Origin of the sequence: Pseudomonas sp. S10E 269 (genome assembly GCF_002798465.1) — a bacterium.
In the GTDB taxonomy this organism is placed as follows: domain Bacteria; phylum Pseudomonadota; class Gammaproteobacteria; order Pseudomonadales; family Pseudomonadaceae; genus Aquipseudomonas; species Aquipseudomonas pergaminensis.
Map to the genome: position 1 here is coordinate 4224262 of NZ_PHIJ01000001.1, position 22625 is coordinate 4246886.

Sequence of the window (22625 nt, forward strand, 5' to 3'; positions counted from 1 at the left end):
AAACTACCTGTGGGATTTTCGCAAAGCGCAAGGTTACGGTGGCGGGCACATCGCTGCAAGCCTGACGATGGCACTTGTTACTCGTCGCGCCCTTCCATCATGGTGCGCTTGAGCATCACATACACCGCACCGGCGCCGCCGTGGCGGGGCTGGCACGAGGTAAAGCCGAGTACCTGGGCATGCTGGCGCAGCCAGGTGTTGACGTGGCTCTTGATCATTGGGCGCTTGCCGTCCAACCGCACGGCCTTGCCGTGGGTGACGCGTACGCAGCGGATTTCGAACTTGGTCGCTTCGGCCAGGAAGGCCCACAAGGTTTCCCGGGCTTTTTCCACGGTCATGCCGTGCAGGTCGAGGCTGCCTTCGAACGGGATCTGGCCGGCCTTGAGCTTGCGCATCTGGCTTTCCTGCACGCCGTCGCGGGCCCACATCAGCTCGTCTTCGGGGCCGACGTCGATCACGAACTGGTCCGAGAGGCCGTCCACGGTGGTGGCATCGGTGCGCACGGTCGCGGCCTGGCGCAGTTTGGCGATTTGCGCCCGGTCAGCCTTGGGTTTGCCGGTGTCGGCGCGGTCGTGCTTGATCGGCTTGACGCCGCGCAGCTCGTTTTTGAACAGGGAAAAATCGTCGTCTTGCATGTCAGCCTCCGCGAAGGGCGGGCAGTTTACCTAAATCGCGGCGGCCGGGGCGCAGGAAACGCTATCCAAGCGCCATTAGTCGTGCTTTTTCATCAGGTGCGATGCGATATTCAGCGACAACGGTTGGCGCATTTTCCGACGGCTGCGCCGCCACAACCAGATACCCAGCCACAGCACCAGCAGGCCGATCACCAACAGAATCGCCGAGCCACCGGGGCTGGCATTCAGTTCGCCAAGGGCCGGTGAATGACCAAACAAACCGGCACCACCAGCGCCGGCCAACAGCACACCTACAATCGCCAGCAGCGCGGCAATGCCGGCCACCAGGCGCAGACGCCAATTGCTCGGGCCCTTGGGGCGCAAGCGACGAGCATCAAAACCATCGGATATCTTCATTCCGACCTTTCCTCCAGGGTATCGGCCCTTCGACCGGACAATACACAGGTTGTTCCGGGACGAGGGGTAAATGCGCCAAATGAAAAGGCATTGCGGATGAGCGGGGCAATAAACACTGCCGCGCCGCTCATCAGAAGGTCGATCAGATCAGATCTTTGGTCAACGCCAGGGTGGCGAAGTTGTCGGCCATGATGGCCATTTCGGTCTGCTGCACGTGTTCGGCGCTCAGGATGCCGCCTTTGTACGGCAGGTCACGGGTGGCGCAGGCGTCTTCCACCAGGGTGCAGCGAAAGCCCAGGTTCTTGGCGGCACGTACGGTGGTGCTGACGCTGGAATGGCTCATGAAACCGCAGACGATCAGGTCCAGGGAGCCGAGGTCCTGCAAGTGTTTTTCCAGGCCGGTGCCGTGGAACGCGCTGGGCAGCAGCTTGCCGATGATGGTTTCGTCACCCTCAGGCTCAAGGCCCGGGATGAATTCGCCGCGCTCGCCCTGGGGGTCGAACAGGCCGCCCACGGTGCCCAGGTGGCGCACGTGCACGATCGGGCGCCCGGCATTGCGCGCTGCGCCAACCAGTTGCTTGATGTTGCCAACGGCAGCGTCCATGCCCGAGAGGGCGAGCGGACCGCTGAGGTATTCCTTCTGGGCGTCGATGATCACGAGGGTCGCATGGCTGAGGTTCGCTGCTGCGTAACCACGACCGCTGAGTTGAAACATCGTCTTTGGAACGGACATTCTGGGGCTCCTGTGAGGGGGGCTTTTGTGACATTGTCCACTGGCTGAGCGGTTCTGTGAATCGCTACCATCATAAGGTACGCCGTTGTTGACGTGCAGCCATGTCAAGAGGTGGGCCTGTTTAACACAATGATGGCAATTTGTATGAAATCCGACGGATGGCGAAGGGTTTTCGTACATCGTCGGTACAGGTGAAGGCTGTTAGAATCGCCAGTCGTTTTTTCCCAGGAGCTTGCCCCCGTGATCACATCCCGCCTGCGCACCGTGCGCGACCACATCCGTTGGGCTGTCAGCCGTTTCCATGGGGAAGAGCTGTTTTTTGGGCATGGTACCGACAATGCCTGGGACGAAGCCCGGCAATTGGTGCTCGGCGCCTTGCACCTGCCGTGGGAAATTGCCGATAGCTATCTGGATTGCAACCTGGAAGAAGAGGAAATCTCCCACGTACAGCGCCTGCTGCATCGCCGTATCCATGAGCGTGTGCCCACCGCTTACCTGCTGAAAGAGGCCTGGTTCTGCAGCCTGTCGTTTATCGTCGACGAGCGCGTGTTGATCCCGCGCTCACCGATTGGCGAGCTGATCGAAAACCGCTTCGAACCTTGGCTGGCCCAGCCACCGGCGCGCATCCTCGACCTGTGCACCGGCTCCGGCTGCATCGGCATCGCCTGCGCCTACGAGTTCCAGGACGCTGAAGTGGTACTGGGGGACTTGTCCTTCGAAGCCCTGGAAGTCGCCAACCAGAACATCGAGCGCCACGGCGTCGACGAGCGCGTGTACACCGTGCAGGGCGACGGCTTCGACGGCCTGCCGGGCCAGCGCTTTGACCTGATCGTGTCGAACCCGCCGTACGTGGATGCCGAAGACTTCGCCGACATGCCGGATGAATACCAGCACGAACCGGAACTGGGCCTGGCCTGCGGCGACGATGGCTTGAACCTGGTGCGGCGCATGCTGGCCGAAGCGGCAGACCACCTGACCGAGAAGGGCCTGCTGATTGTTGAAGTGGGCAACAGCCAGGTGCACGTCGAAGCGCTGTACCCGGAAGTGGACTTCGCCTGGCTGGACTTCCAGCGCGGTGGCCACGGCGTGTTCATGCTCACCGCGGAGCAGTGCCGCCAGCACCAGGCCGTCTTCGCCGCCCGAGTGTGAGGCACAATCTGTAGGCGCCCGGCGTGCCGGCGATCGCGCCGTGTCAGACACCGCAATCGTCATCGACACTCCGCAATCGCCGGCAAGCCGGCTCCTACAGGTTCGTATTCCACAGGTATCTTCGCACCAACCAACCCTAACCACGATGCGAAGCGAGCCGCTCTTGATCTTGATCTTGATCTAGCTTTTGATCTGGCTTTTGACCTTAGGCGCCCCGTCAAACACGCTGGCCGGAATTCGACAGGGATTTGGGGGGTAAACCGGCAGGGATGCCGGTTTAGCCGCCCCGCGCCATGGATGGCGCGTGGCGGCGGCCCCCCAAATACCTGTCGGATTACGGGCACACCGAGCCTAGGCGAGGTGCCGAGTGTTGGGGCAAGAGCCCTTTGGTAACTTTGGGGCTTTTCCAAAGTGAGCCGCCGTAAGGGCGGAACCATTAGCAGCCGTTACCCAAGTCACGGATATGTACTCGGTCTGATCCAACATCCTGGTCGGCTGTCAGGCCGCCTTCGCAGGCAAGCCAGCTCCCACATTTGGATCGCGGGATGACAGTTAGATTGTGGTCGGCTGTCAGGCCGCCTTCGCAGGCAAGCCAGCTCCCACATTTGGATCGCGGGGTGACAGTTAGATTGTGGTCGGCTGTCAGGCCGCTTTCGCAGGCAAGCCAGCTCCCACATTTTTGGATCGTGGGGGGACAGTTAGATTGTGGTCGGCTGTCAGGCCGCTTTCGCAGGCAAGCCAGCTCCCACATTTTTGGATCGCGGGGGGACAGTTAGATTGTGGTCGGCTGTCAGGCCGCCTTCGCAGGCAAGCCAGCTCCCACATTTGGATCGCGGGGCGACAGTTAGTTTGTGGTCGGCTGTGAGGCCGCTTTCGCAGGTAAGCCAGCTCCATATTTGGATCGTGGGGTGGCAGTTAGTTTGTGGTCGGCTGTGAGGCCGCCTTCGCAGGCAAGCCAGCTCCCACCTTTGACTGCGTTCCAGCTCACTAGCGGTGGGTGGCAATCCAGATCAGCAACCCCGCCTGAAACACCGTAAACGCCACCAAGCACGTGATGGTAAACCGCAACCCGCTGTCCTCACGCTTGAACTTGGTAACCTTTTCCTCTTCCTTGCGCAGCTTCACTTCCTGCTCCGCCAGGTTCTGCTCGGCCTGCTGCAGCATCTGCGCGGCTTCGAGAATCTCCACAAACTGCACTTTCTCGGTGTTCCAGCTGTCCAGCACATCGCCGACCTTGCCCGGCTGCACGTTGCCTTTCAGGTGCTGCACATCGGCGTAGGCCACATCAAACCCCTGGATGCGCAAGAAGTGATCGCGGCGCAGGCGGGTGGCCTCGTTCAATGCATCTTTGTTGGCCAGGTCAACGCCGTCGACGCGGTAGTGCGACCACTTCTTCTTCGCCCATGCAGCGCCTTGGGCCACCAGGAAGCGACCGATGCCGCGGTTGGCCGGTTCGATTTCCAGGCTGTTGCCGGGGCCGAAGTGCACACGGTGCTTGTCGTGGTCGACCCAGATATCCAGATGGTTCTGTTCACGGCGTACCCGCTGGCCTGGCAGCTGGATGACCATGCGCAGCAAGCTGTGGTGTTTGTCATTGCGTTCGGCATAGCCGAACTGCACGAAGCGCAACGGTCGTACACCGGTGGCACGGTCAGTGGCCAGGGGCGCAAGGCGCAGCATCTTGAAATGCTCGGCCTGTACATCCGCCCATGGCAGGGGTGCCGCGTCGACGGCCTCGGTTTTTTCAGCCGGGGTGTCGGCGGTGGATTCCGGTGTTGCTTCAGTGGTTGTCATGCGGCGCGATCCTGTCCAAACCCAGCAAGTCGACAGTCTTTTTACTGTCGACTCTGGGCTTATCGGCCGTTTCTCTCAGGACTGGAGGCAAATTGTCGCTTAACGGGGTTGAAGTCCGTCGATAAAGCGCACAAGGCGGCTGCCCAGCTCGGCAGCGAGCGGCAGTTGGGGGTCATTGTAGGAGGCCAATTGCTGCTTGACGTCGTTGGGCACAATACGCATCACATGGTTCATACCCTCGATCAGCACAAGTTGCGCATCGGGTTTGGCCTTCTTCAGTTGCTGCGCGTCGCCCACACCCACCTGGATATCGTTGCTGCCCTGGATGATCAGCGCGGGCATGCGCAATTTGGCGAACGCGGCCGACGGGTCGGCACGGAACAGGCTGATCAGGTAAGGCTGCACGCTGGGCCGGAAAATGCCTTCCAGAGGGCCAGGCACATCGGTATCCACCTGGCCGGCCTTGAGGTGATCGAGGATCTCGTTGCTGCGCAGCAACAGGGCAGGGGGCAGGTGATCGGCCAATTGCTGGCGAATGACTTGATCGACCGGGCGTGCGCTGCCGGACAGGGAGATCACGCCCGCCGGGTCCAGTTGGGGGGCGGCGAGGGCGGCAACCAGGGCGCCTTCGCTATGGCCCAGCACAATCAGCGGGCCCATGCGCTTGTCGGCCTTGAGCGGTTTGCCCCAGGCCACCGCATCAGCCACGTAGGCGTCCAGGGTCAGGTTGCGTTCATCCGGCGTGGCGGCCAGGCTGGCGGCCACGCCGCGCTTGTCGTAGCGCACGCTGGCGATGTTATGCCGCGCCAGCACCCAGGCCAGGCGCTTGAGGCTGTCGTTGCGGGCGCCGTCGGCACTGTTGCCATTGCGATCGGTGGGGCCGGAACCGGCGATGATCAGCACCACCGGCACGGGCTTGTCAGACTGAGGCAGCAACAACGAGCCAAATAGCTCGCCGCTGCCGGTGTCCAGGCTGATGGGGCGTTGCAGCACAACAGGGGAGGCGGCCTGGGCCACGGCGGTAAACAACGTCAGGGTGAACAGAAGAACTCGCAGCATCATCGCGCCATCATGAGGAAGGTGCCGGTTGGACCAAGGTCTACCGGTAAGGTTTCGAGGATGAACTACTCGGTTAGCCTGCGTATACTGGGCGCCTTAAGTTATTACGGTTGACTTGATTCAACTGATTTCACGGAGCGCCCTGCATGTCCGGCAATACCTTCGGCAAGCTGTTCACTGTCACCACCGCGGGCGAAAGCCATGGCCCGGCGTTGGTCGCCATTGTCGACGGCTGCCCGCCCGGCCTCGAGCTGTCCCTGGAAGACCTGCAGCGTGACCTCGACCGTCGCAAGCCCGGCACCAGTCGCCACACCACCCAGCGCCAGGAGCCTGACGAAGTCGAGATCCTCTCCGGCGTGTTCGAAGGCCGCACCACCGGTTGCGCCATCGGCCTGCTGATCCGCAACACTGACCAGAAGTCCAAGGACTACTCGGCGATCAAGGACCTGTTCCGCCCGGCCCACGCCGACTACACCTACCATCACAAATACGGCGAGCGCGACTACCGCGGCGGTGGCCGCAGCTCGGCCCGCGAAACGGCCATGCGCGTAGCTGCCGGTGCCATTGCCAAGAAATACCTGGCCAGCCAGGGCATCACTGTTCGCGGCTACATGAGCCAGTTGGGGCCGATTGAAATTCCGTTCAAGACCTGGGACAGCGTCGAAGACAACGCTTTCTTCAGTCCGGACCCGGATAAAGTGCCGGAACTGGAGGCCTACATGGACCAGCTGCGCCGCGACCAGGACTCCGTCGGCGCCAAGATCACCGTGGTGGCCGAAGGCGTCAAGCCGGGCCTGGGCGAGCCGATCTTTGACCGCCTCGACGCCGAGCTGGCCCACGCGCTGATGAGCATCAATGCCGTGAAGGGGGTTGAAATCGGCGCCGGCTTCGCGTGCGTGTCCCAGCGCGGCACCGAGCATCGCGACGAGCTGACCCCGGAAGGTTTCCTCAGCAACAACGCCGGCGGCATCCTCGGCGGCATTTCCTCCGGCCAGCCGATTGTTGCGCACCTGGCGCTCAAGGCCACCTCGAGCATTACCACCCCGGGCCGTTCGATCGATGTGCAGGGCAACCCGGTGGACGTGATCACCAAGGGCCGCCACGACCCGTGCGTCGGCATCCGTGCCACGCCGATCGCCGAAGCCATGATGGCCATCGTGTTGATGGACCACCTGCTGCGCAACCGTGGGCAAAACGCCGATGTGCGCGTGAATACACCGGTGCTGGGCCAGCTGTGACAGCCTGCTGTGGTGAGCGAGCTTGCTGTGCTCAGCAAGCTTTTTGTGGTGAGCGAGCTTGCTCGCGCTGGGCTGCGAAGCAGGCCCAAAAATCGACATGACGCCCGCACTTCCTTACTGGCGCCTCTCCAGCTTCTACCTCTTCTACTTCGCCCTGCTCGGGGCGACAGCGCCATTCCTGGCGCTGTATTTCGACCACCTGGGATTCTCCAGCGCGCGCATCGGCGAGCTGGTGGCCATCCCCATGCTGATGCGTTGCGTGGCACCCAACCTGTGGGGCTGGCTGGGCGACTACACCGGACGACGCCTGGCCATCGTGCGGTTTGGCGCGGTGTGCACGCTGGTGAGTTTTTCGCTGATCTTCGTCAGCCACACCTACGCCTGGCTGGCCCTGGTGATGGCCCTGCATGCCTTCTTCTGGCACGCGGTGTTGCCACAGTTCGAAGTGATTACCCTCGCACACCTGCAAAAACAGACCGCGCGCTACAGCCAGATCCGCCTGTGGGGTTCCATCGGATTCATCCTTACCGTGGTGATCATGGGCCGCCTGTTCGATTGGCTGAGCCTGGACATCTACCCGGTGGTGGTTGTGGTGATCATGGCCGGCATCATTGGCGCCAGCCTGTGGGTGCCGAATGCGCAGCCCGCCACCCAGGGTAATCGCCTGGCGGGCGATGGCTTTCTCAAGCAACTGCGCAGCCCCGGGGTCTTGGCGTTTTACGCCTGCGTGGCCTTGATGCAGATGAGTCACGGCCCGTACTACACCTTTCTGACCCTGCACCTCGAACACCTGGGCTACAGCCGTGGCGTGATCGGCCTGCTGTGGGCGTTGGGGGTGGTGGCGGAAGTGTTGATGTTCCTGGCCATGAGCCGCATCCTCGCGCGCTTCTCAGTACGCCGGGTGCTGCTGGCCAGCTTCCTGTTGGCGGCGCTGCGCTGGTTACTGCTGGGCTCGTTTGCCGAGTTTTTCTGGGTGCTGCTGCTGGCGCAAGTGATGCACGCCGCCACCTTCGGTAGTTTTCATGCGGCGGCGATTGCTTTTGTGCAGCGCAGTTTCGGCGACAGGCAACAAGGTCAGGGCCAGGCGCTGTACGCCGCCCTGGCCGGCACCGGCGGCGCATTGGGCGCGTTGTATTCGGGTTACAGTTGGAACCTGTTGGGGCCGACCCTGACCTTCAGTATCGCCAGTGTCGCGGCCCTGGCCGCCGCCATTATCATCGGTCTTCGATTGCACGAGCAGAACCAAGGAACCCTTCAATGAGTTATGTCGCTGTCTACTCCGTCGCTACACCGGACACTCCGAACAAGGTCCTGACCCATTTCGATGACATCGCCGCGACCCTCGCCGAACAGGGTGTGCGCTTTGAGCGTTGGCAACCCGTCGCGACCGAGAAGGGCGCCAGCGATGCTGAACTGGTTGCGGCCTACCAGGCGCAGATCGATGCCCTTGGCTACGCCCGCGTGGAAGTGCTCAGGGTTACCGGCGACCACGCGCAAAAGGACGAACTGCGTGCGCAGTTTCTGGATGAACGCCGCTACAGCGAAGACGACGTACGGGTGTTCCTGGCAGGGCAGGGCCTGTTTGCCCTGCACATAGGCGACTCTGTCTACGCCGTGCGTTGTGAGAAAAACGACCTGCTGGTGATCCCGGCCGGCATGGCGCACTGGTTTGATATAGGTGAGAACCCGCACGTTGTGGCATTGCGGTTATTCAACACCGCAACAGGGTTGTTGCCGCAATTCACCGGTGACGAGATTGCCCGTCGCTTACCCGGTTTGGACGATTAATCGCGGGCTATCAGAAACTTCAACCCTTGAAGGGTGGAAGTTGTTGTGGGAAGAAGCTTAAAACTTTGTGAGGCCTTGCTGTTTATTTCAAGGCCTACGCCTGAGTCTCCCTCATTGTGTAACTCTCCTCGGTATTAACGTTTATATCACCTGTCAATAGGAGGAATCCGAAGGGTGATAACGCTAAGCCCATAAATAAGGAGAGAAACCAATGAGAGGTCCAAGGGAATCATCCCAAGCGCCTTATTCGGTGCCCAATGCGCTGAGGCGACGGATCAACCTGGCCGGAAAGCCGCTGACGCCTGCGGAGCGGGAGATACTGCGTTGGGCTTCCGAAGGCAAGACTGTCTGGGAGATCAGTCAGATACGCGCCACCTCCGAAGCCACGGTGAAATTCCACCTGCGCAACATCTATGGCAAGTTGCAAGTCAGCAACCGTGTCCAGGCGCTGAACGAAGCGGCGCGCATGGGGCTATTCTGAATCCATGAAAAAGGGCCGCGACACTCAACGGTGTCGCGGCCCTTTTCTGTTTCTGCTACTTAAGCTTAGGCGCTTAAGCCGAATGGTAGGTCGGCAGGGCAAAGCGGTTCTGGCTTTGCAACATCGAAATTTGCGGCAGATCGCTGGCTTGTTCTGCCAGGTCGCGGCGAATGGCGCTGATGACCCAGGTCAGCTGGTCGGCAGTGTGCAGCTGTTGGTAAGAGATCGAGCGCTTGACCTGTTTGCCTTCACTGTTACGCAGGGTCAACAGGATGCCACCGTCAGGACGTGGCTGGGTGGTGACGTCGTAGTTGGAGAATACTGAAGCGAATTTATCTTGGATCAGGCTCATGTCTATCAGCTCCGTTGGCTCAATTGGGCAAGCATGGAGAGATAGGTGCAGTGATTGTGCCAGCTACTGAATTTATAAAATATCGTTATAAATCAGCACGTTATGGAAAATGCAATTTTTCGGATTCGTGCAATTTGCATGAATGGCCATCATGCATCCTGCATTTTGCGTTGCTCGACACGGACGAACGGGCGCGTCCTTACTCATAAAGACTGCCGCCGCCCGACTAAATTCCTTTTTTCAACGCTCACCCATCGGGATACAAAACTTTTCAAATCCCGCGTGTACAGCCGAAGAGGGGCTGGCGTACTTTCCTTCGAGGTTTAAGAAGAATAAGAAAAAGGACGTTCCCATGAACCACCCGCAAAACGACATGATCACCTGGGGCATGATGCTGCGTAAGGTGCCTGCCATCGTTCGCGCACTGCCCCGCGTGGTCCGCGGCATGCGCGCCGCCAATGTCACCGACCCCGCACAACCTTGTGGCCTTGGCTGGCATTTCGAACAAGCGACCCTGCGCAACCCGCAGGGCACGGCGTTGTTGTACGCCGATCGTGTGCTTAGTTACACCGAAGCCAATCAGCAGGCCAACCGCATTGCCCACCATCTGCATGCCCAAGGCATCGGCAAGGGCGACGTGGTAGCAATGTTTATCGAAAACCGCCCGGAGTTGCTCCTCAGCGTGCTGGCCGTGGCCAAGCTGGGCGGCATCTGCGCGATGCTCAATACCGCGCAGACCCAGGCGGCGCTGGTGCACAGCCTGAACCTGGTGAGCCCGGTGGCGATTGTAGTCGGTGCAGAATTGGTGGCTGCTTATGAAACGGTGCGTGACCAGGTAGAGATTCCCGCCGAACGGACCTGGTTTGTAGCAGACCAACAGGCCAGTGCAGCGCCCGGCGGTTATTGCGACTTGCTGGCCGCCAGCGCCGAGTGCTCGGTGGACAACCCGCCAAGCACCGCGCAGATCTTCTTCAACGACCCCTGCTTCTATATCTACACCTCCGGCACAACCGGATTGCCCAAGGCCGGCATCATGAAGCATGGCCGCTGGACCAAGACTGCCGTCAGCTTCGGCAGCATTGCCCTGGACATGGGGCCGGACGATGTCCTTTATTGCACCTTGCCGCTGTACCACGCCACGGGTCTGTGCGTGTGCTGGGGGTCGGCGATTGTGGGGGCGTCGGGGTTCGCCATCCGGCGCAAGTTCAGTGCCAGCCAATTCTGGGATGACGCCCGCAGATTCAACGCGACCACCCTCGGGTATGTCGGCGAATTGTGCCGTTACTTGCTCGACCAGCCTGCAGGTGCAAACGACCGCGGGCATCGCGTGACCAAAATGGTCGGCAATGGCCTGCGCCCAGGCGTGTGGGCGCAGTTCAAGTCGCGTTACGGCGTAGAGCATGTTTGCGAGTTGTATGCCGCCAGCGACGGCAATATCGGTTTCACCAACGTCTTGAACTTCGATAACACTGTCGGCTTTTGCCTGCAGCATTGGGCGTTGGTGGATTACGCCCATGACACCGGTGAACCGATCCGTGGCAGCGATGGCTTCATGCACAAAGTGAAGACAGGCGGGCAGGGGTTGTTGCTCGCCAGGATCGATGAAAAATCGCCCTATGACGGCTACACCGACCCGGAAAAAAACCGCAAGGTGATCCTCACTGATGTGTTCGAGAGGGGCGACCGCTACTTCAACACCGGCGACCTGGTGCGTAGCATCGGCTTTGGCCATGCGCAATTTGTCGACCGCCTGGGGGATACCTATCGCTGGAAAGGCGAAAACGTCTCCACCACGGAAGTGGAAAATATCCTGCTGCAACACCCGCAGATCGCCGAGGTTGTGGCCTATGGGGTGGAAATCGAAAACACCAACGGCCGCGCGGGCATGGTCGCCATTACCCCGAGCGAGTCCTTGGCGGCCCTGGATCTGCGTGAGCTGCTGCAGTTTGCCCATGGTCAGCTGCCGCACTACGCAGTGCCGCTGTTCCTGCGGATCAAAGTGAAGATGGAAACCACTGGCACCTTCAAATACCAGAAGGTCCGGCTCAAGGAGGAAGCATTCGACCCGGACAAGGCGGGCAATGACCCGGTCTACGCCTGGCTGCCGGGGTCGGACAGCTATGTGCCCGTCACCGGGCAGTTGCTGGCGCAGATCCAGGGGGGACACTTTCGTTACTAAAGGCAGCGCTATTGAATGTGCCTATCGGGGCTTTTGACAAAAAAGCCATGACATGTGGGAACTCCATCGCGACACTGGGCGCCATATAAAGCACTACCTATGGAGCCGTCCCACATGTCAGACCAAGCCAAACAAATGACCGATGACGAAGCCGCCGAATTTGCCGAGCAGGTCTTCGACGTGGCGCGCCGTGGCGACGCGGCCATGCTCGCCGCGCTGTTGGCCAAAGGTTTGCCGGCCAACTTTCGCAACCACAATGGCGACACCCTGCTGATGCTGTCGGCCTACCACGGCCATGCCGATGCGGTAAAAGTGTTGCTGGAGTTCAAGGCGGACCCCCTGATCGCCAACGACAAGAACCAACTGCCGATTGCCGGTGCTGCGTTCAAAGGCAACTTGCCAGTGGTGCAGGCGCTGATCGAAGGCGGGGCGCCGGTCGATGCTTGCTCCTCGGACGGGCGTACGGCATTGATGATGGCGGCGATGTTCAACCGCGTCGAAATGCTCGACTACCTGCTCGGCCAGGGCGCCAACCCCAAGGCTACCGATGCCCAGGGCGCAACGGCATTGGCAGCAGCATTGACCATGGGCGCGGTGGATACGGCGGCGAAACTGCAGAAACTGGTGTAGGCTTTGCGCCCTCGAAAACCAGCACGCCACAGGATTGCCCCATGAAAACCGCCCTCGTCGAACTTATCAGCAAAATCAGCGCCGGGGTCATGGGCGAAGACGAGGTGGCGCGTATTGCCGATGAAGCGGCTCAGGCCTACGCGGATCCTGAGGCGTTTCTGGCAGCCAACCCGGACATCAACTACGACGACACCTTCCCCATTCCGTTGGGTGAGTGGGTGGTGGTCGGCAGCCTGCCGGACACCGTGCTGTTCCAGGCCGACACCTACGCCGACCTGTTCGCGCAGATCGTCGCGTCGTTCGGCCCCGGCGTGGCGTTCAACCTCAAGCCCAAGCAACTGGCCAAGACCGAAGACCTGACGGCGCTGAACCGTATCCAGATCCAGATGAGCGCCCTCAGCCCGGAAGACGGCGGCTACGTGCTGCTTAACTTCAGCCAACTGCTGGATGATGAAATCCAGGCGGTGCTGGTGTACGGCAACGACCTGCCGCGCGTGCTGGAGTTGTGCGCCGAAGTGGGCATCAAGGGCGAGCCGTCCCTGGAAGCGCTGAAGATCGCCGTCCACGTCTGAAATAAAACGGAACCCCGGCCAGGGCTGACTATCCTAAAGGTGCATGCCCTCACTTTAGGAGCGACACCATGGGTTCCACTTTTAATGGCTTGATCGGCCTGATCATCCTGGCGCTGGATATCTGGGCGATCATCAACGTATTCAAAAGCGGCGCGAGCACGGGCGCCAAGGTGCTGTGGATCCTGTTGATCCTGCTGCTGCCAGTGCTGGGCCTGATCATCTGGGCGATTGCCGGGCCGCGGGGCAATGTGCGGATTTGATGACGTAGCACGCTAAATGTGGGAGCGGGCTTGCCCGCGAATGCGTTAGGTCAGTCAGCGCTATTTCGACTGACCCACTGCATTCGCGGGCAAGCCCGCTCCCACATTGGTTTCAGCACAACCCTTAGATTTGTGTATCGAAATATTCGCTGCACAGAATTTTCACATTCCATCCAAGACAATTCGCCGGCTTTATTTCCCTGCCAAGGCTCTATCGCACGCGCCACTAAAGGCGGGGCAGCGGTGCACGTTCAGTAATTAATAGCCTTGCTGCCGTTGATCGGGCACCATTCGCGCCACTGCACTACTTCGTCACTTAAACTTCCAATGGGTCCTGAAACGACATGGCAAACCCGGACGCCCTGAGTCAGCAGCGAGCTTCTAATCGCCTGCTGCAACCGACCGTCAAATCCCATCTGGCGTACACGCTGCTCTGCGCACTGGTCATGATGGTGATGTTCTCCCTGCTGCGCCTGGCGCTGCTGGTCTACAACCGCGAGATGATCCTCGACACGCCGGCCTCGACCTTCCTTGAAGCGTTCGCCAACGGCCTGCGCCTGGATATCCGCCTGGTGGTGTACCTGCTGATCCCGTTGCTGCTGGCTTTGTTCAGCGTACGGGCCATGGCCGCGCGCGGGTTCTTCCGTTTCTGGCTCACCGTTGCGTCCAGCATCGCGCTGTTCCTGGGCCTGATGGAGATGGACTTCTACCGTGAGTTCCACCAGCGCCTCAACGGCCTGGTCTTCCAGTACGTGAAGGAAGACCCGAAAACCGTGATGAGCATGCTCTGGTACGGTTTCCCGGTGGTGCGCTACCTGCTGGCCTGGGCCGTGGGCACGCTGATCCTGAGCATCGCGTTCAAAGGTGCCGACCGGGCGACGCGCCCGCGTGGCCCGTTCAGTGGCGGCAGCATTGGCACCCGCCAGGTTGCCCCGTGGTACACACGCATCGCGGTGTTCGTGGTCTGCCTGCTGATCGCCGTGGTCGCCGCCCGTGGCACCCTGCGCCAGGGCCCGCCGCTGCGCTGGGGTGACGTCTACACCACCGAATCCAACTTCGCCAACCAGTTGGGCCTCAATGGCACCCTGTCGCTGATCGGCGCGGCCAAGGCACGTTTCTCCGAGCATCGTGATAACACCTGGAAAGCCACGCTGGAACAGCCGCTGGCCACCCAGACCGTGCGCGATATGCTGGTGCTGCCGACAGAAAAACTGGTCGACACCGACACCGCCGCCGTGCGCCGCGAGTTCACGCCGCCGGCAGAGAAAACCCTGCCGATCAAGAACGTTGTAGTGATCCTGATGGAAAGCTTCGCCGGCCACTCGGTGGGCGCCCTGGGTCGTCCGGGCAACATCACGCCGTACTTCGACAAACTGTCCAAGGAAGGCCTGTTGTTCGACCGCTTCTTCTCCAACGGTACTCACACTCACCAGGGGATGTTCGCCACCATGGCGTGCTTCCCGAACCTGCCGGCATTCGAATACCTGATGCAGACCCCGGAAGGCAGCCACAAGCTGTCGGGCCTGCCGCAGCTGCTGAGCGCGCGCAAGTTTGACGACGTGTATGTCTACAACGGCGACTTCGCCTGGGACAACCAATCGGGCTTCTTCAGCAACCAGGGCATGACCAACTTCATTGGTCGCAACGATTTCGTCGACCCAGTGTTCTCCGACCCGACATGGGGCGTGTCCGACCAGGACATGTTCAACCGTGGCCTGGAAGAGTTGAAGGCCCGCGAAGGCGGCAAGCCGTTCTATGCCTTGCTGCAAACGCTGTCGAACCACACGCCGTATGCCTTGCCGACGCCATTGCCGGTGGAGCGGGTGACAGGCCGTGGCAGTCTCGATGAGCATTTGACGGCGATGCGCTACTCCGACTGGGCCCTGGGCCAGTTCTTTGAAAAGGCCCGCAAGGAGCCGTACTTCAAGGAAACCCTGTTCGTGATCGTGGGCGACCACGGCTTCGGCAACGAACAGCAGATCACCGAAATGGACTTGGGCCGCTTCAACGTGCCGATGCTGATGATTGCACCGGGCATGCAGGAGAAGTTCGGCGAGCGTGACCACACGGTGGGTACGCAGATCGACATCGTGCCGACCATCATGGGCCGTCTGGGCGGCGAAACCCTGCACCAGTGCTGGGGTCGCGATCTGTTGAACCTGCCGGAAGGCGATAAAGGCTTTGGTGTCATCAAACCGTCCGGCAGCGATCAGACTGTTGCGTTGGTTACCGGCGACCGAATTCTGGTGCTGCCGAAGGAAATGCCACCCAAGCTGTGGGAATACGAATTGGGCGCTAACCCGACGGGTAAAGTGATTCCTGAATCACCGGATGAAGGTGCATTGAGGCAGAAACTCGAGTCCTTCCTGCAGACGGCCACCAAGAGTCTGTTGGATAACACCGCCGGCGTGGTTGACGGCAAGCCGGACTAATTAACCGGCCATAAAAAAAGAGGCCTTTTAAAGGCCTCTTTTTTTTGTGCGTGTTTTACTGCGGCGCGGATTTATATCCGGCCGAGCAACAACAGGACCAGCAGGACCACCAGTACGACGCCCAGGATACCCGACGGGCCGTAACCCCAGTTACGCGAGTGAGGGAACACTGGCAGACCACCGACCAGCAGGAGGATCAAGATAATGATCAGAATGAGGCTCATGGTTTTTTTCCTTATTGGCCTTCTGCAAAGACCGGTTATTAACGATAGGCCCGCTAGTTAATTCACGAACGCCTTAACAACTCCGACTGCCGTCCATCGCGAAAGATTCACTATTTTTTTAAAGCAATTTGCGAACTTGCTTATTTCTTTTAATACGTTCGCAACTTCACCTTATAAGTTGAAAAATATTGAACTTAGGCTATAGGCGAACCTCGTACCGGGCCGCTGGTTTGCCGGGGGCATTCATCACCCTGATGGTGGATGGGTGCAGGAAAATCCTTCGCTACACTGCCGGTCACTTCTTCCGTGAACCACAAGGCTACCTCCTATGCAAAACCGCATGATGATCACTGGCGCCGGGTCCGGCCTGGGTCGCGAAATCGCTTTGCGCTGGGCGCGCGAAGGTTGGCAGTTGGCCTTGTCGGATGTCAGCGAGGCGGGCCTGCAGGAAACCCTCAAGCGCGTCCGCGAGGCCGGTGGCGATGGGTTTACCCAGCGCTGCGACGTGCGCGACTACAGCCAGCTCACCGCCTTTGCCCAGGCCTGCGAGGTGAAACTCGGCGGGGTCGATGTGATCGTCAACAATGCCGGCGTGGCCTCGGGAGGGTTCTTCGCCGAATTGTCCCTGGAGGATTGGGACTGGCAGATTGCAATCAACCTGATGGGCGTCGTCAAGGGCTGCAAGGCATTCCTGCCCCTGCTGGAAAAGAGCAAGGGCCGCATCATCAACATCGCGTCCATGGCCGCGCTGATGCAGGGGCCGGCCATGAGCAACTACAACGTGGCCAAGGCCGGCGTGGTGGCGCTGTCGGAAAGCTTGCTGGTGGAGCTCAAGCAACAGGAAGTCGGGGTGCATGTGGTATGCCCGTCGTTCTTCCAGACCAACCTGCTGGACTCGTTCCGCGGGCCGACCCCGGCAATGAAAGCCCAGGTGGGCAAGTTGCTGGAGAGTTCTCCGATCTCGGCGGCGGACATCGCGGATTACATCTATCAGCGGGTCGCAGCGGGTGAATTCATGATCCTGCCCCACGAACAGGGGCGGATGGCATGGGCATTGAAGCAGAAGAACCCGCAGTTGCTGTACGACGAAATGACTAGCATGGCCGATAAGATGCGTGCCAAGGCGCAGGCAGCCAAGGGCTAATCCGGCAGCAGTCTGTCAGGCAATTTACCTGCGTTTGTAGGGCTTGCCTGAATTCTCCGCAAGCCATTGATGCCCCTACACCGAGCGCGCATGGTCAAGGTCCTTTCATTGCTAAAAGGATAACCGCCATGCTGGTTTTAAGCCGCGCCGTGGGCGAAGTCATCTCCATCGGCGATGACATCTCCGTGCACATTCTTGAACTGAACGGTACCCAGGTGAAATTCGGTGTGGAGGCGCCGAGCGGGGTGCATGTACACCGGGCCGAGGTCTACCAGAAGATCCGCGACCGCCAGGGCGCCGCTACCCATCCGGTACCGGTGCCCAATCTCTGAGGTCAGTCGAACAGATGCTTGGGCACATCGTGCTTGAGCATCAGCTGGCACTGCTCGCTTTCCGGGTCGAACACGATCAGCGCCTGGCCCTTGGTCAGCGCCTGGCGCACGCGCAACACGCGGGTTTCCAGGGGCGTGTCGTCGCCATTGTCGGTGCCGTCACGGGTGACGAAGTCTTCGATCAGGCGCGTCAGGGTGTCGACTTCAAGTGCGTCGTAGGGAATCAGCATACAAGCCTCGGGTGATGGATCCCGGCGATCCTACTGCGCCGGGATCAGAGTTGCCAGTCTCAGGACTTGTTGCCCACCAGACTGTCCACCGACGGCACCCGCGTGTCGCTCTCCATCTGCGTCTCGTGTTCGATCTGATGGCTGAACCGATCCAGGGAACCCTGGGCCGGCTGCGCATCGCTGGCGAACACGGGCGGGCTGAGGATGTAGGCGCCCAATAGGCGACTCAATGCCGCCAGGCTGTCGATATGCGTTCGCTCGTAGCCGTGGGTCGCATCGCAACCGAAGGCCAGCAAGGCGGTGCGGATATCGTGGCCAGCAGTCACGGCCGAGTGGGCGTCACTGAAGTAGTAGCGGAACAGGTCGCGGCGCACGGGTAATTCGTGGTCAGACGCCAGGCGCAGCAAATGCCGCGACAAGTGATAGTCATACGGCCCGCCGGAATCCTGCATCGCCACGCTCACTGCATGCTCGCTGGAGTGCTGGCCGGGTGCGACCGGGGCAATGTCGATACCGACAAATTCACTGACGTCCCAGGGCAGGGCGGCCGCTGCACCACTGCCGGTTTCCTCGGTGATGGTGAACAGCGGGTGGCAGTCGATCAGCAAGGGCTCGCCGCTGTCGACAATTGCCTTGAGCGCGGCAAGCAGGGCGGCGACACCCGCCTTGTCGTCCAGATGGCGGGCACTGATATGCCCGCTCTCGGTGAACTCCGGCAGCGGGTCGAAGGCCACGTAGTCGCCGATGCCGATCCCCAGGGAATCACAATCGGCGCGGGTGGCACAGTAGGCGTCGAGGCGCAGTTCCACATGGTCCCAGCTCACCGGCATTTCATCCACGGCGGTGTTGAACGCATGCCCGGAGGCCATCAGCGGCAGCACGCTGCCGCGGATCACGCCGTTATCGGTGAACAGGCTGACGCGGCTGCCTTCGGCGAAGCGGCTCGACCAGCAGCCCACGGGCGCCAGGCTCAGGCGGCCGTTGTCCTTGATCGCGCGCACGGCGGCGCCGATGGTGTCCAAGTGCGCGGACACCGCGCGGTCGGGGCTGTTTTTCTGACCTTTGAGAGTGGCGCGGATGGTGCCGCGCCGGGTCATTTCGAAGGGAATGCCCAGTTCTTCCAAGCGCTCGGCGACATACCGCACGATGGTGTCGGTAAAGCCGGTGGGGCTGGGAATGGCGAGCATTTCCAGCAGGACTTTTTGCAGATAGTTCAGATCGGGTTCTGGGATGGTTCGGCTCATAAAGACTCCTGATAACTCGGGAAGATGGGGGGGCCATTGATGGCCTCATCGCCGGCCAGCCAGCTCCCCCATTGGAAGGCGTTCAACCTGTGGGAGCGGGCTTGCCCGCGATGTGGCCGGGGCAGGCCACCCATCGCTCAAGCCATCGGTTAACTGTGAGGAAACAACAAATCCACAAACCGCTCGGCCGTAGGCTGCGGTTCATGATTGGCCAGGCCGGCCCGTTCGTTGGCTTCGATAAACACATACTCGGGTTGGTCGGCGGCGGGCACCAGCAGGTCCAGGCCCACCATGGGGATGTCCAGGGCGCGGGCGGCGCGCACGGCGGCGTCCACCAGCGTGGGGTGCAGGATGGCGGTGACGTCTTCCAGGCAACCGCCGGTGTGCAGGTTGGCGGTACGGCGCACGGCCAGGGTCTGGCCACGGGGCAGGATGCTGCTGTAGTCGAAGCCGGCCGCTTTCAGCGTGCGTTCGGTCTCGCCATCGAGGGGGATTTTGCTTTCGCCGTCGGTGGCGGCCTGGCGCCGACGGCTCTGGGCTTCGATCAGCGCGCCGATGGAATGCTGGCCGTCACCGGTCACCTCCGCAGGTCGACGGATCGCGGCGGCCACCACCTCAAAACCAATCACCAGGATGCGCAGGTCCAGGCCTTCGTGAAAGCTCTCCAGCAACACACGGCTGTCGAACTGGCGCGCCGCTTCAATCGCCTGCTGCACCTCTTCGATGCTCTGCAAATCCACCGCCACGCCTTGGCCTTGCTCACCGTCCAGCGGCTTGACCACGATGCGCTGGTGCTCGTCGAGAAACTCCAGGTTGTCATCGGCACTGCCCGCCAGCTGTTGCGACGGCAGCCGTAGCCCGGCCGCTTTCAACGTTTTATGGGTCAGGCTTTTGTCCTGGCACAGCGTCATGCTGATGGCGCTGGTCAGGTCACTCAACGACTCGCGGCACCGCACACGACGCCCGCCATGGCTGAGGGTGAACAAGCCCGCATCGGCGTCATCCACTTGCACATCAATGCCACGCCGGTGGGCTTCTTCGACGATGATCCGCGCATACGGATTGAACCCCGCCTGCGGACCAGGACCGAGGAACAGCGGTTGGTTGATACCGTTCTTGCGCTTGATCGCAAAGGTGGTCAGCGCGCGGAAACCGAGCTTGGCGTAGAGGTTCTTGGCCTGGCGGTTATCGTGCAGCACCGACAGGTCCAGGTAGCTCAGGCCACGGCTCATGAAGTGCTCCACCAGATGGCGCACCAGCACTTCACCCACGCCTGGGCGCGTGCATTGCGGGTCGACCGCCAGGCACCACAGGCTGCAACCGTTTTCCGGGTCGTGAAACGCCTTCTGATGGTTGAGGCCCATTACGCTGCCGATCACCGCGCCGCTGTCTTCGTCTTCCGCCAGCCAATACACCGGGCCACCTTGATGACGCGGGGTCAGGCGTTCGGCGTCGACCGGCAGCATGCCGCGCCCTTGATACAGCTGGTTGACGGCCTGCCAATCGGCGTCGGTCTGCACCCGGCGAATGCGAAAACCGCGAAACACACGGGTGGCAGGCCGATAGTCACTGAACCACAGGCGCAGGGTGTCGGACGGGTCGAGGAACAATTGCTGCGGGTCGATCCCCAGGATCTGCTGCGGTGCCGCCACGTAGAGCGCGATGTCACGCTCGCCAGGCTGTTCGTTCAGCAGTTCCTGGGCCAGGCTCGCCGGGTCGGGGAAGGTATGCCCGATCAGCAACCGGCCCCAACCGCAATGCACGGCAATCGGCTCGGCGGCCAGTGGGCTGCCGTCTTCCGCCAGGCGGGCTTGCAGGCGCTCATAGGTGGGCGCCTGGCCCTTGAGCAAGCGTTGGCTATAAGCCGCTGCATGGGGTTTCATCAATCAGATTCCTTGTTCGCTGAGCCACAGGTTCAGCGCTGCCAGTTGCCACAGCTTCGAGCCGCGCAGCGGGGTCAATTGGCCTTGCGGGTCGGTGAGCAGGCGGTCAAGCATGGCCGGGTTGAACAGGCCGCGATCCTGGCTCGGGTCGAGCAGCAATTCGCGCACCCAGTTCAGGGTGTCACCCTGCAGATGCTTGAGGCCGGGCACGGGGAAGTAGCCTTTCTTGCGGTCGATGACTTCGCTTGGGATCACACGGCGCGCGGCTTCTTTCAACACCTGCTTGCCGCCGTCGGGCAACTTGAACTTACCGGGTACGCGGGCTGACAATTCCACCAGGCGGTAATCAAGGAACGGCGTGCGCGCTTCCAGGCCCCAGGCCATGGTCATGTTGTCGACGCGTTTGACCGGGTCGTCCACCAGCATCACGGTGCTGTCCAGGCGCAAGGCCTTGTCCACCGCGGCATCGGCGCCGGGCATGGCGAAGTGTTCGCGCACAAAGTCGCCGGCAGCATCGTTGGCGGTCAGCCATTTGGGCGCGACCGTGGCGGCATAGTCGTCGTAGCTGCGGTCGAAAAACGCTTCGCGGTAGGCGGCATACGGGTCGCTGGCACCCTCGACTTGCGGGTACCAGTGGTAGCCGGCGAACAGCTCATCGGCGCCTTGGCCGCTCTGCACGACCTTGCAGTGCTTGGCCACTTCCCGCGACAACAGGTAGAACGCGATGCAGTCATGGCTGACCATCGGCTCGCTCATGGCGCGGAAGGCGGCCGGCAGTTGTTCGATGATCTCGCTTTCGGCAATGCGCAATTGATGGTGACGCGTGCCGTAGTGCTTGGCGATCAGGTCCGAGTACTGGAACTCGTTGCCGGCCTCGCCACCGGCGTCTTCGAAGCCAATGGAGAAGGTCGACAAATCCTGCACGCCAACCTCGCGCAGCAGGCCCACAAGCATGCTCGAATCGACACCGCCCGAGAGCAGCACACCGACATCCACGGCTGCACGTTGGCGGATCGCCACGGCTTCGCGGGTGCTGTCGAGCACGCGGTCGGTCCAGTCTTCGAGGGTCAGGTGTTTTTCATCGTCATGGGGACCGTAGGGCAGGGTCCACCAGGTTTTCTGCTCGGTCTTGCCACTGGCATCAATGCGCATCCAGCTGGCCGGTGGCAGTTTTTCGATACCGGCCAGCAAGGTGCGAGGCGCAGGCACCACGGCGTGGAAGTTCAGGTAATGATTGAGGGCGACCGGATCGAGGATCGGGTTGATATCGCCGCCCTTGAGCAGCGCGGGCAGGGCCGAAGCAAAGCGCAGGCGTTGGCCGGTGCGCGACAGGTACAGCGGCTTCACGCCGAGACGGTCACGGGCGATGAACAGACGCTGGGCATCACGCTCCCAGATGGCAAAGGCGAACATGCCGTTGAGCTTGGGCAGCAGCGCTTCGCCCCAGGCGTGGTAGCCCTTGAGCAGCACTTCGGTGTCGCCGCCGGAATAGAAGGCGTAGCCCAGGGCTTCCAGCTCTTCTCGCAGTTCCGGGAAATTGTAGATCGCGCCGTTGAACGCCAGGGACAGGCCCAAGTGGGCGTCAACCATCGGTTGGGCGGAGCCGTCCGACAGGTCCATGATTTTCAGGCGTCGATGGCCCAGCGCGATCGGCCCTTGGGCATGGAAGCCCCAGGCGTCGGGGCCACGGGGGGCCAAGTGATGGGTGATGCGCTCAATCGCAGCCAGGTCGGCAGGTTGGGCATCGAAACGTAATTCGCCAGCTAATCCGCACATAAATTCCTTACCGGTTTTTCCGTTGGGGAGGGGAAACACTCAATACGCCTTGAGGGCGCGTACCCAGAAACTGACACGGGGCTACAGTGGGAGT

23 protein-coding genes are annotated in these 22625 nt (G+C 61.2%); 12 read left to right on the forward strand and 11 right to left on the reverse strand.

The window, feature by feature from the left end; all coding sequences use genetic code 11:
• Window positions 1-77 precede the first annotated feature (77 nt).
• The 3 genes from CWC48_RS19665 to CWC48_RS19675 form a co-directional block, all read right to left on the reverse strand.
• On the reverse strand, window positions 78-635 hold the full coding sequence (locus CWC48_RS19665; RefSeq protein ID WP_078049554.1) for a Smr/MutS family protein: 558 nt from the start codon (window positions 633-635) through the stop codon (window positions 78-80).
• Between the two features lie 75 nt (window positions 636-710).
• Window positions 711-1031, reverse strand: coding sequence for a hypothetical protein (locus CWC48_RS19670; RefSeq protein WP_078049553.1), 321 nt, complete (start codon window positions 1029-1031; stop codon window positions 711-713).
• Window positions 1032-1173: 142 nt separating this feature from the next.
• Complete coding sequence (locus CWC48_RS19675; RefSeq protein WP_078049552.1) at window positions 1174-1764, reverse strand: cysteine hydrolase family protein; 591 nt, start codon at window positions 1762-1764, stop codon at window positions 1174-1176.
• Between the two features lie 240 nt (window positions 1765-2004).
• On the opposite strand from CWC48_RS19675, the gene prmB reads away from it, so the two are divergent.
• On the forward strand, window positions 2005-2913 hold the full coding sequence (gene prmB / locus CWC48_RS19680) for a 50S ribosomal protein L3 N(5)-glutamine methyltransferase (protein WP_078049551.1): 909 nt from the start codon (window positions 2005-2007) through the stop codon (window positions 2911-2913).
• A 987-nt stretch (window positions 2914-3900) separates the two neighbouring features.
• On the opposite strand, the gene CWC48_RS19685 is transcribed toward prmB, so the two are convergent.
• Complete coding sequence (locus tag CWC48_RS19685; protein WP_058424625.1) at window positions 3901-4707, reverse strand: hypothetical protein; 807 nt, start codon at window positions 4705-4707, stop codon at window positions 3901-3903.
• 99 nt (window positions 4708-4806) lie between these two features.
• Window positions 4807-5769, reverse strand: coding sequence for an alpha/beta hydrolase (locus CWC48_RS19690; RefSeq protein ID WP_100490092.1), 963 nt, complete (start codon window positions 5767-5769; stop codon window positions 4807-4809).
• 143 nt (window positions 5770-5912) lie between these two features.
• Between CWC48_RS19690 and aroC the strand changes: the two genes are divergently transcribed.
• The 4 genes from aroC (at window position 5913) to CWC48_RS19710 (ending at window position 9273) form a co-directional block, all read left to right on the forward strand.
• Entirely contained in the window at window positions 5913-7004 is a 1092-nt protein-coding gene (gene aroC / locus CWC48_RS19695; protein WP_078049548.1) for a chorismate synthase, read from the forward strand.
• A gap of 97 nt (window positions 7005-7101) precedes the next feature.
• The gene (locus tag CWC48_RS19700) at window positions 7102-8265 is read left to right on the forward strand and encodes an MFS transporter (RefSeq protein WP_100492427.1); all 1164 of its coding nucleotides are present in this window, start codon (window positions 7102-7104) and stop codon (window positions 8263-8265) included.
• Window positions 8262-8792 (forward strand): acireductone dioxygenase, encoded by a 531-nt coding sequence (locus CWC48_RS19705; RefSeq protein WP_100490093.1) that lies wholly within the window; start codon window positions 8262-8264, stop codon window positions 8790-8792. The genes CWC48_RS19700 and CWC48_RS19705 overlap by 4 nt, the downstream gene beginning before the upstream one ends.
• A gap of 211 nt (window positions 8793-9003) precedes the next feature.
• Complete coding sequence (locus tag CWC48_RS19710; RefSeq protein ID WP_078049546.1) at window positions 9004-9273, forward strand: response regulator transcription factor; 270 nt, start codon at window positions 9004-9006, stop codon at window positions 9271-9273.
• A 73-nt stretch (window positions 9274-9346) separates the two neighbouring features.
• Here the strand turns inward: CWC48_RS19710 and CWC48_RS19715 are convergent, their stop codons facing one another.
• Window positions 9347-9625, reverse strand: a complete 279-nt coding sequence (locus CWC48_RS19715) for a DUF3509 domain-containing protein (protein WP_010208870.1) — start codon at window positions 9623-9625, stop codon at window positions 9347-9349.
• 352 nt (window positions 9626-9977) lie between these two features.
• On the opposite strand from CWC48_RS19715, the gene CWC48_RS19720 reads away from it, so the two are divergent.
• The 5 genes from CWC48_RS19720 to CWC48_RS19740 all read left to right on the forward strand — a co-directional run bounded on the left by CWC48_RS19720 (window position 9978) and on the right by CWC48_RS19740 (window position 15698).
• Window positions 9978-11804, forward strand: a complete 1827-nt coding sequence (locus tag CWC48_RS19720) for a long-chain-acyl-CoA synthetase (RefSeq protein WP_100490094.1) — start codon at window positions 9978-9980, stop codon at window positions 11802-11804.
• Between the two features lie 114 nt (window positions 11805-11918).
• Window positions 11919-12434, forward strand: coding sequence for an ankyrin repeat domain-containing protein (locus CWC48_RS19725; RefSeq protein WP_078049544.1), 516 nt, complete (start codon window positions 11919-11921; stop codon window positions 12432-12434).
• Between the two features lie 41 nt (window positions 12435-12475).
• Window positions 12476-13006: a hypothetical protein gene (locus CWC48_RS19730; RefSeq protein WP_099492287.1), complete on the forward strand. Its 531-nt coding sequence runs from the start codon at window positions 12476-12478 to the stop codon at window positions 13004-13006.
• Between the two features lie 68 nt (window positions 13007-13074).
• Complete coding sequence (locus CWC48_RS19735) at window positions 13075-13266, forward strand: PLDc N-terminal domain-containing protein (RefSeq protein ID WP_003172956.1); 192 nt, start codon at window positions 13075-13077, stop codon at window positions 13264-13266.
• Window positions 13267-13610: 344 nt separating this feature from the next.
• Window positions 13611-15698 (forward strand): LTA synthase family protein, encoded by a 2088-nt coding sequence (locus tag CWC48_RS19740; protein ID WP_099492288.1) that lies wholly within the window; start codon window positions 13611-13613, stop codon window positions 15696-15698.
• A 71-nt stretch (window positions 15699-15769) separates the two neighbouring features.
• On the opposite strand, the gene CWC48_RS19745 is transcribed toward CWC48_RS19740, so the two are convergent.
• Window positions 15770-15922: a DUF3309 family protein gene (locus CWC48_RS19745; protein ID WP_015885095.1), complete on the reverse strand. Its 153-nt coding sequence runs from the start codon at window positions 15920-15922 to the stop codon at window positions 15770-15772.
• Window positions 15923-16250: 328 nt separating this feature from the next.
• On the opposite strand from CWC48_RS19745, the gene CWC48_RS19750 reads away from it, so the two are divergent.
• Window positions 16251-17066 carry an SDR family oxidoreductase gene (locus tag CWC48_RS19750; RefSeq protein WP_078049541.1) on the forward strand — a complete coding sequence of 272 codons (816 nt, stop codon included), beginning with the start codon at window positions 16251-16253 and terminating at the stop codon, window positions 17064-17066.
• A 128-nt stretch (window positions 17067-17194) separates the two neighbouring features.
• Window positions 17195-17398, forward strand: a complete 204-nt coding sequence (csrA, locus tag CWC48_RS19755; RefSeq protein ID WP_078049540.1) for a carbon storage regulator CsrA — start codon at window positions 17195-17197, stop codon at window positions 17396-17398.
• Between the two features lie 2 nt (window positions 17399-17400).
• Here csrA and CWC48_RS19760 read toward each other — a convergent pair whose 3' ends face one another.
• The 4 genes from CWC48_RS19760 to CWC48_RS19775 all read right to left on the reverse strand — a co-directional run bounded on the left by CWC48_RS19760 (window position 17401) and on the right by CWC48_RS19775 (window position 22531).
• Window positions 17401-17628 (reverse strand): YheU family protein, encoded by a 228-nt coding sequence (locus CWC48_RS19760; protein WP_003192759.1) that lies wholly within the window; start codon window positions 17626-17628, stop codon window positions 17401-17403.
• Window positions 17629-17687: 59 nt separating this feature from the next.
• The gene (locus tag CWC48_RS19765; RefSeq protein ID WP_015885092.1) at window positions 17688-18872 is read right to left on the reverse strand and encodes an osmoprotectant NAGGN system M42 family peptidase; all 1185 of its coding nucleotides are present in this window, start codon (window positions 18870-18872) and stop codon (window positions 17688-17690) included.
• A gap of 149 nt (window positions 18873-19021) precedes the next feature.
• Complete coding sequence (gene ngg, locus CWC48_RS19770) at window positions 19022-20755, reverse strand: N-acetylglutaminylglutamine synthetase (RefSeq protein ID WP_078049539.1); 1734 nt, start codon at window positions 20753-20755, stop codon at window positions 19022-19024.
• 3 nt (window positions 20756-20758) lie between these two features.
• Entirely contained in the window at window positions 20759-22531 is a 1773-nt protein-coding gene (locus CWC48_RS19775) for an N-acetylglutaminylglutamine amidotransferase (RefSeq protein WP_078049538.1), read from the reverse strand.
• Window positions 22532-22625 lie beyond the last annotated feature (94 nt).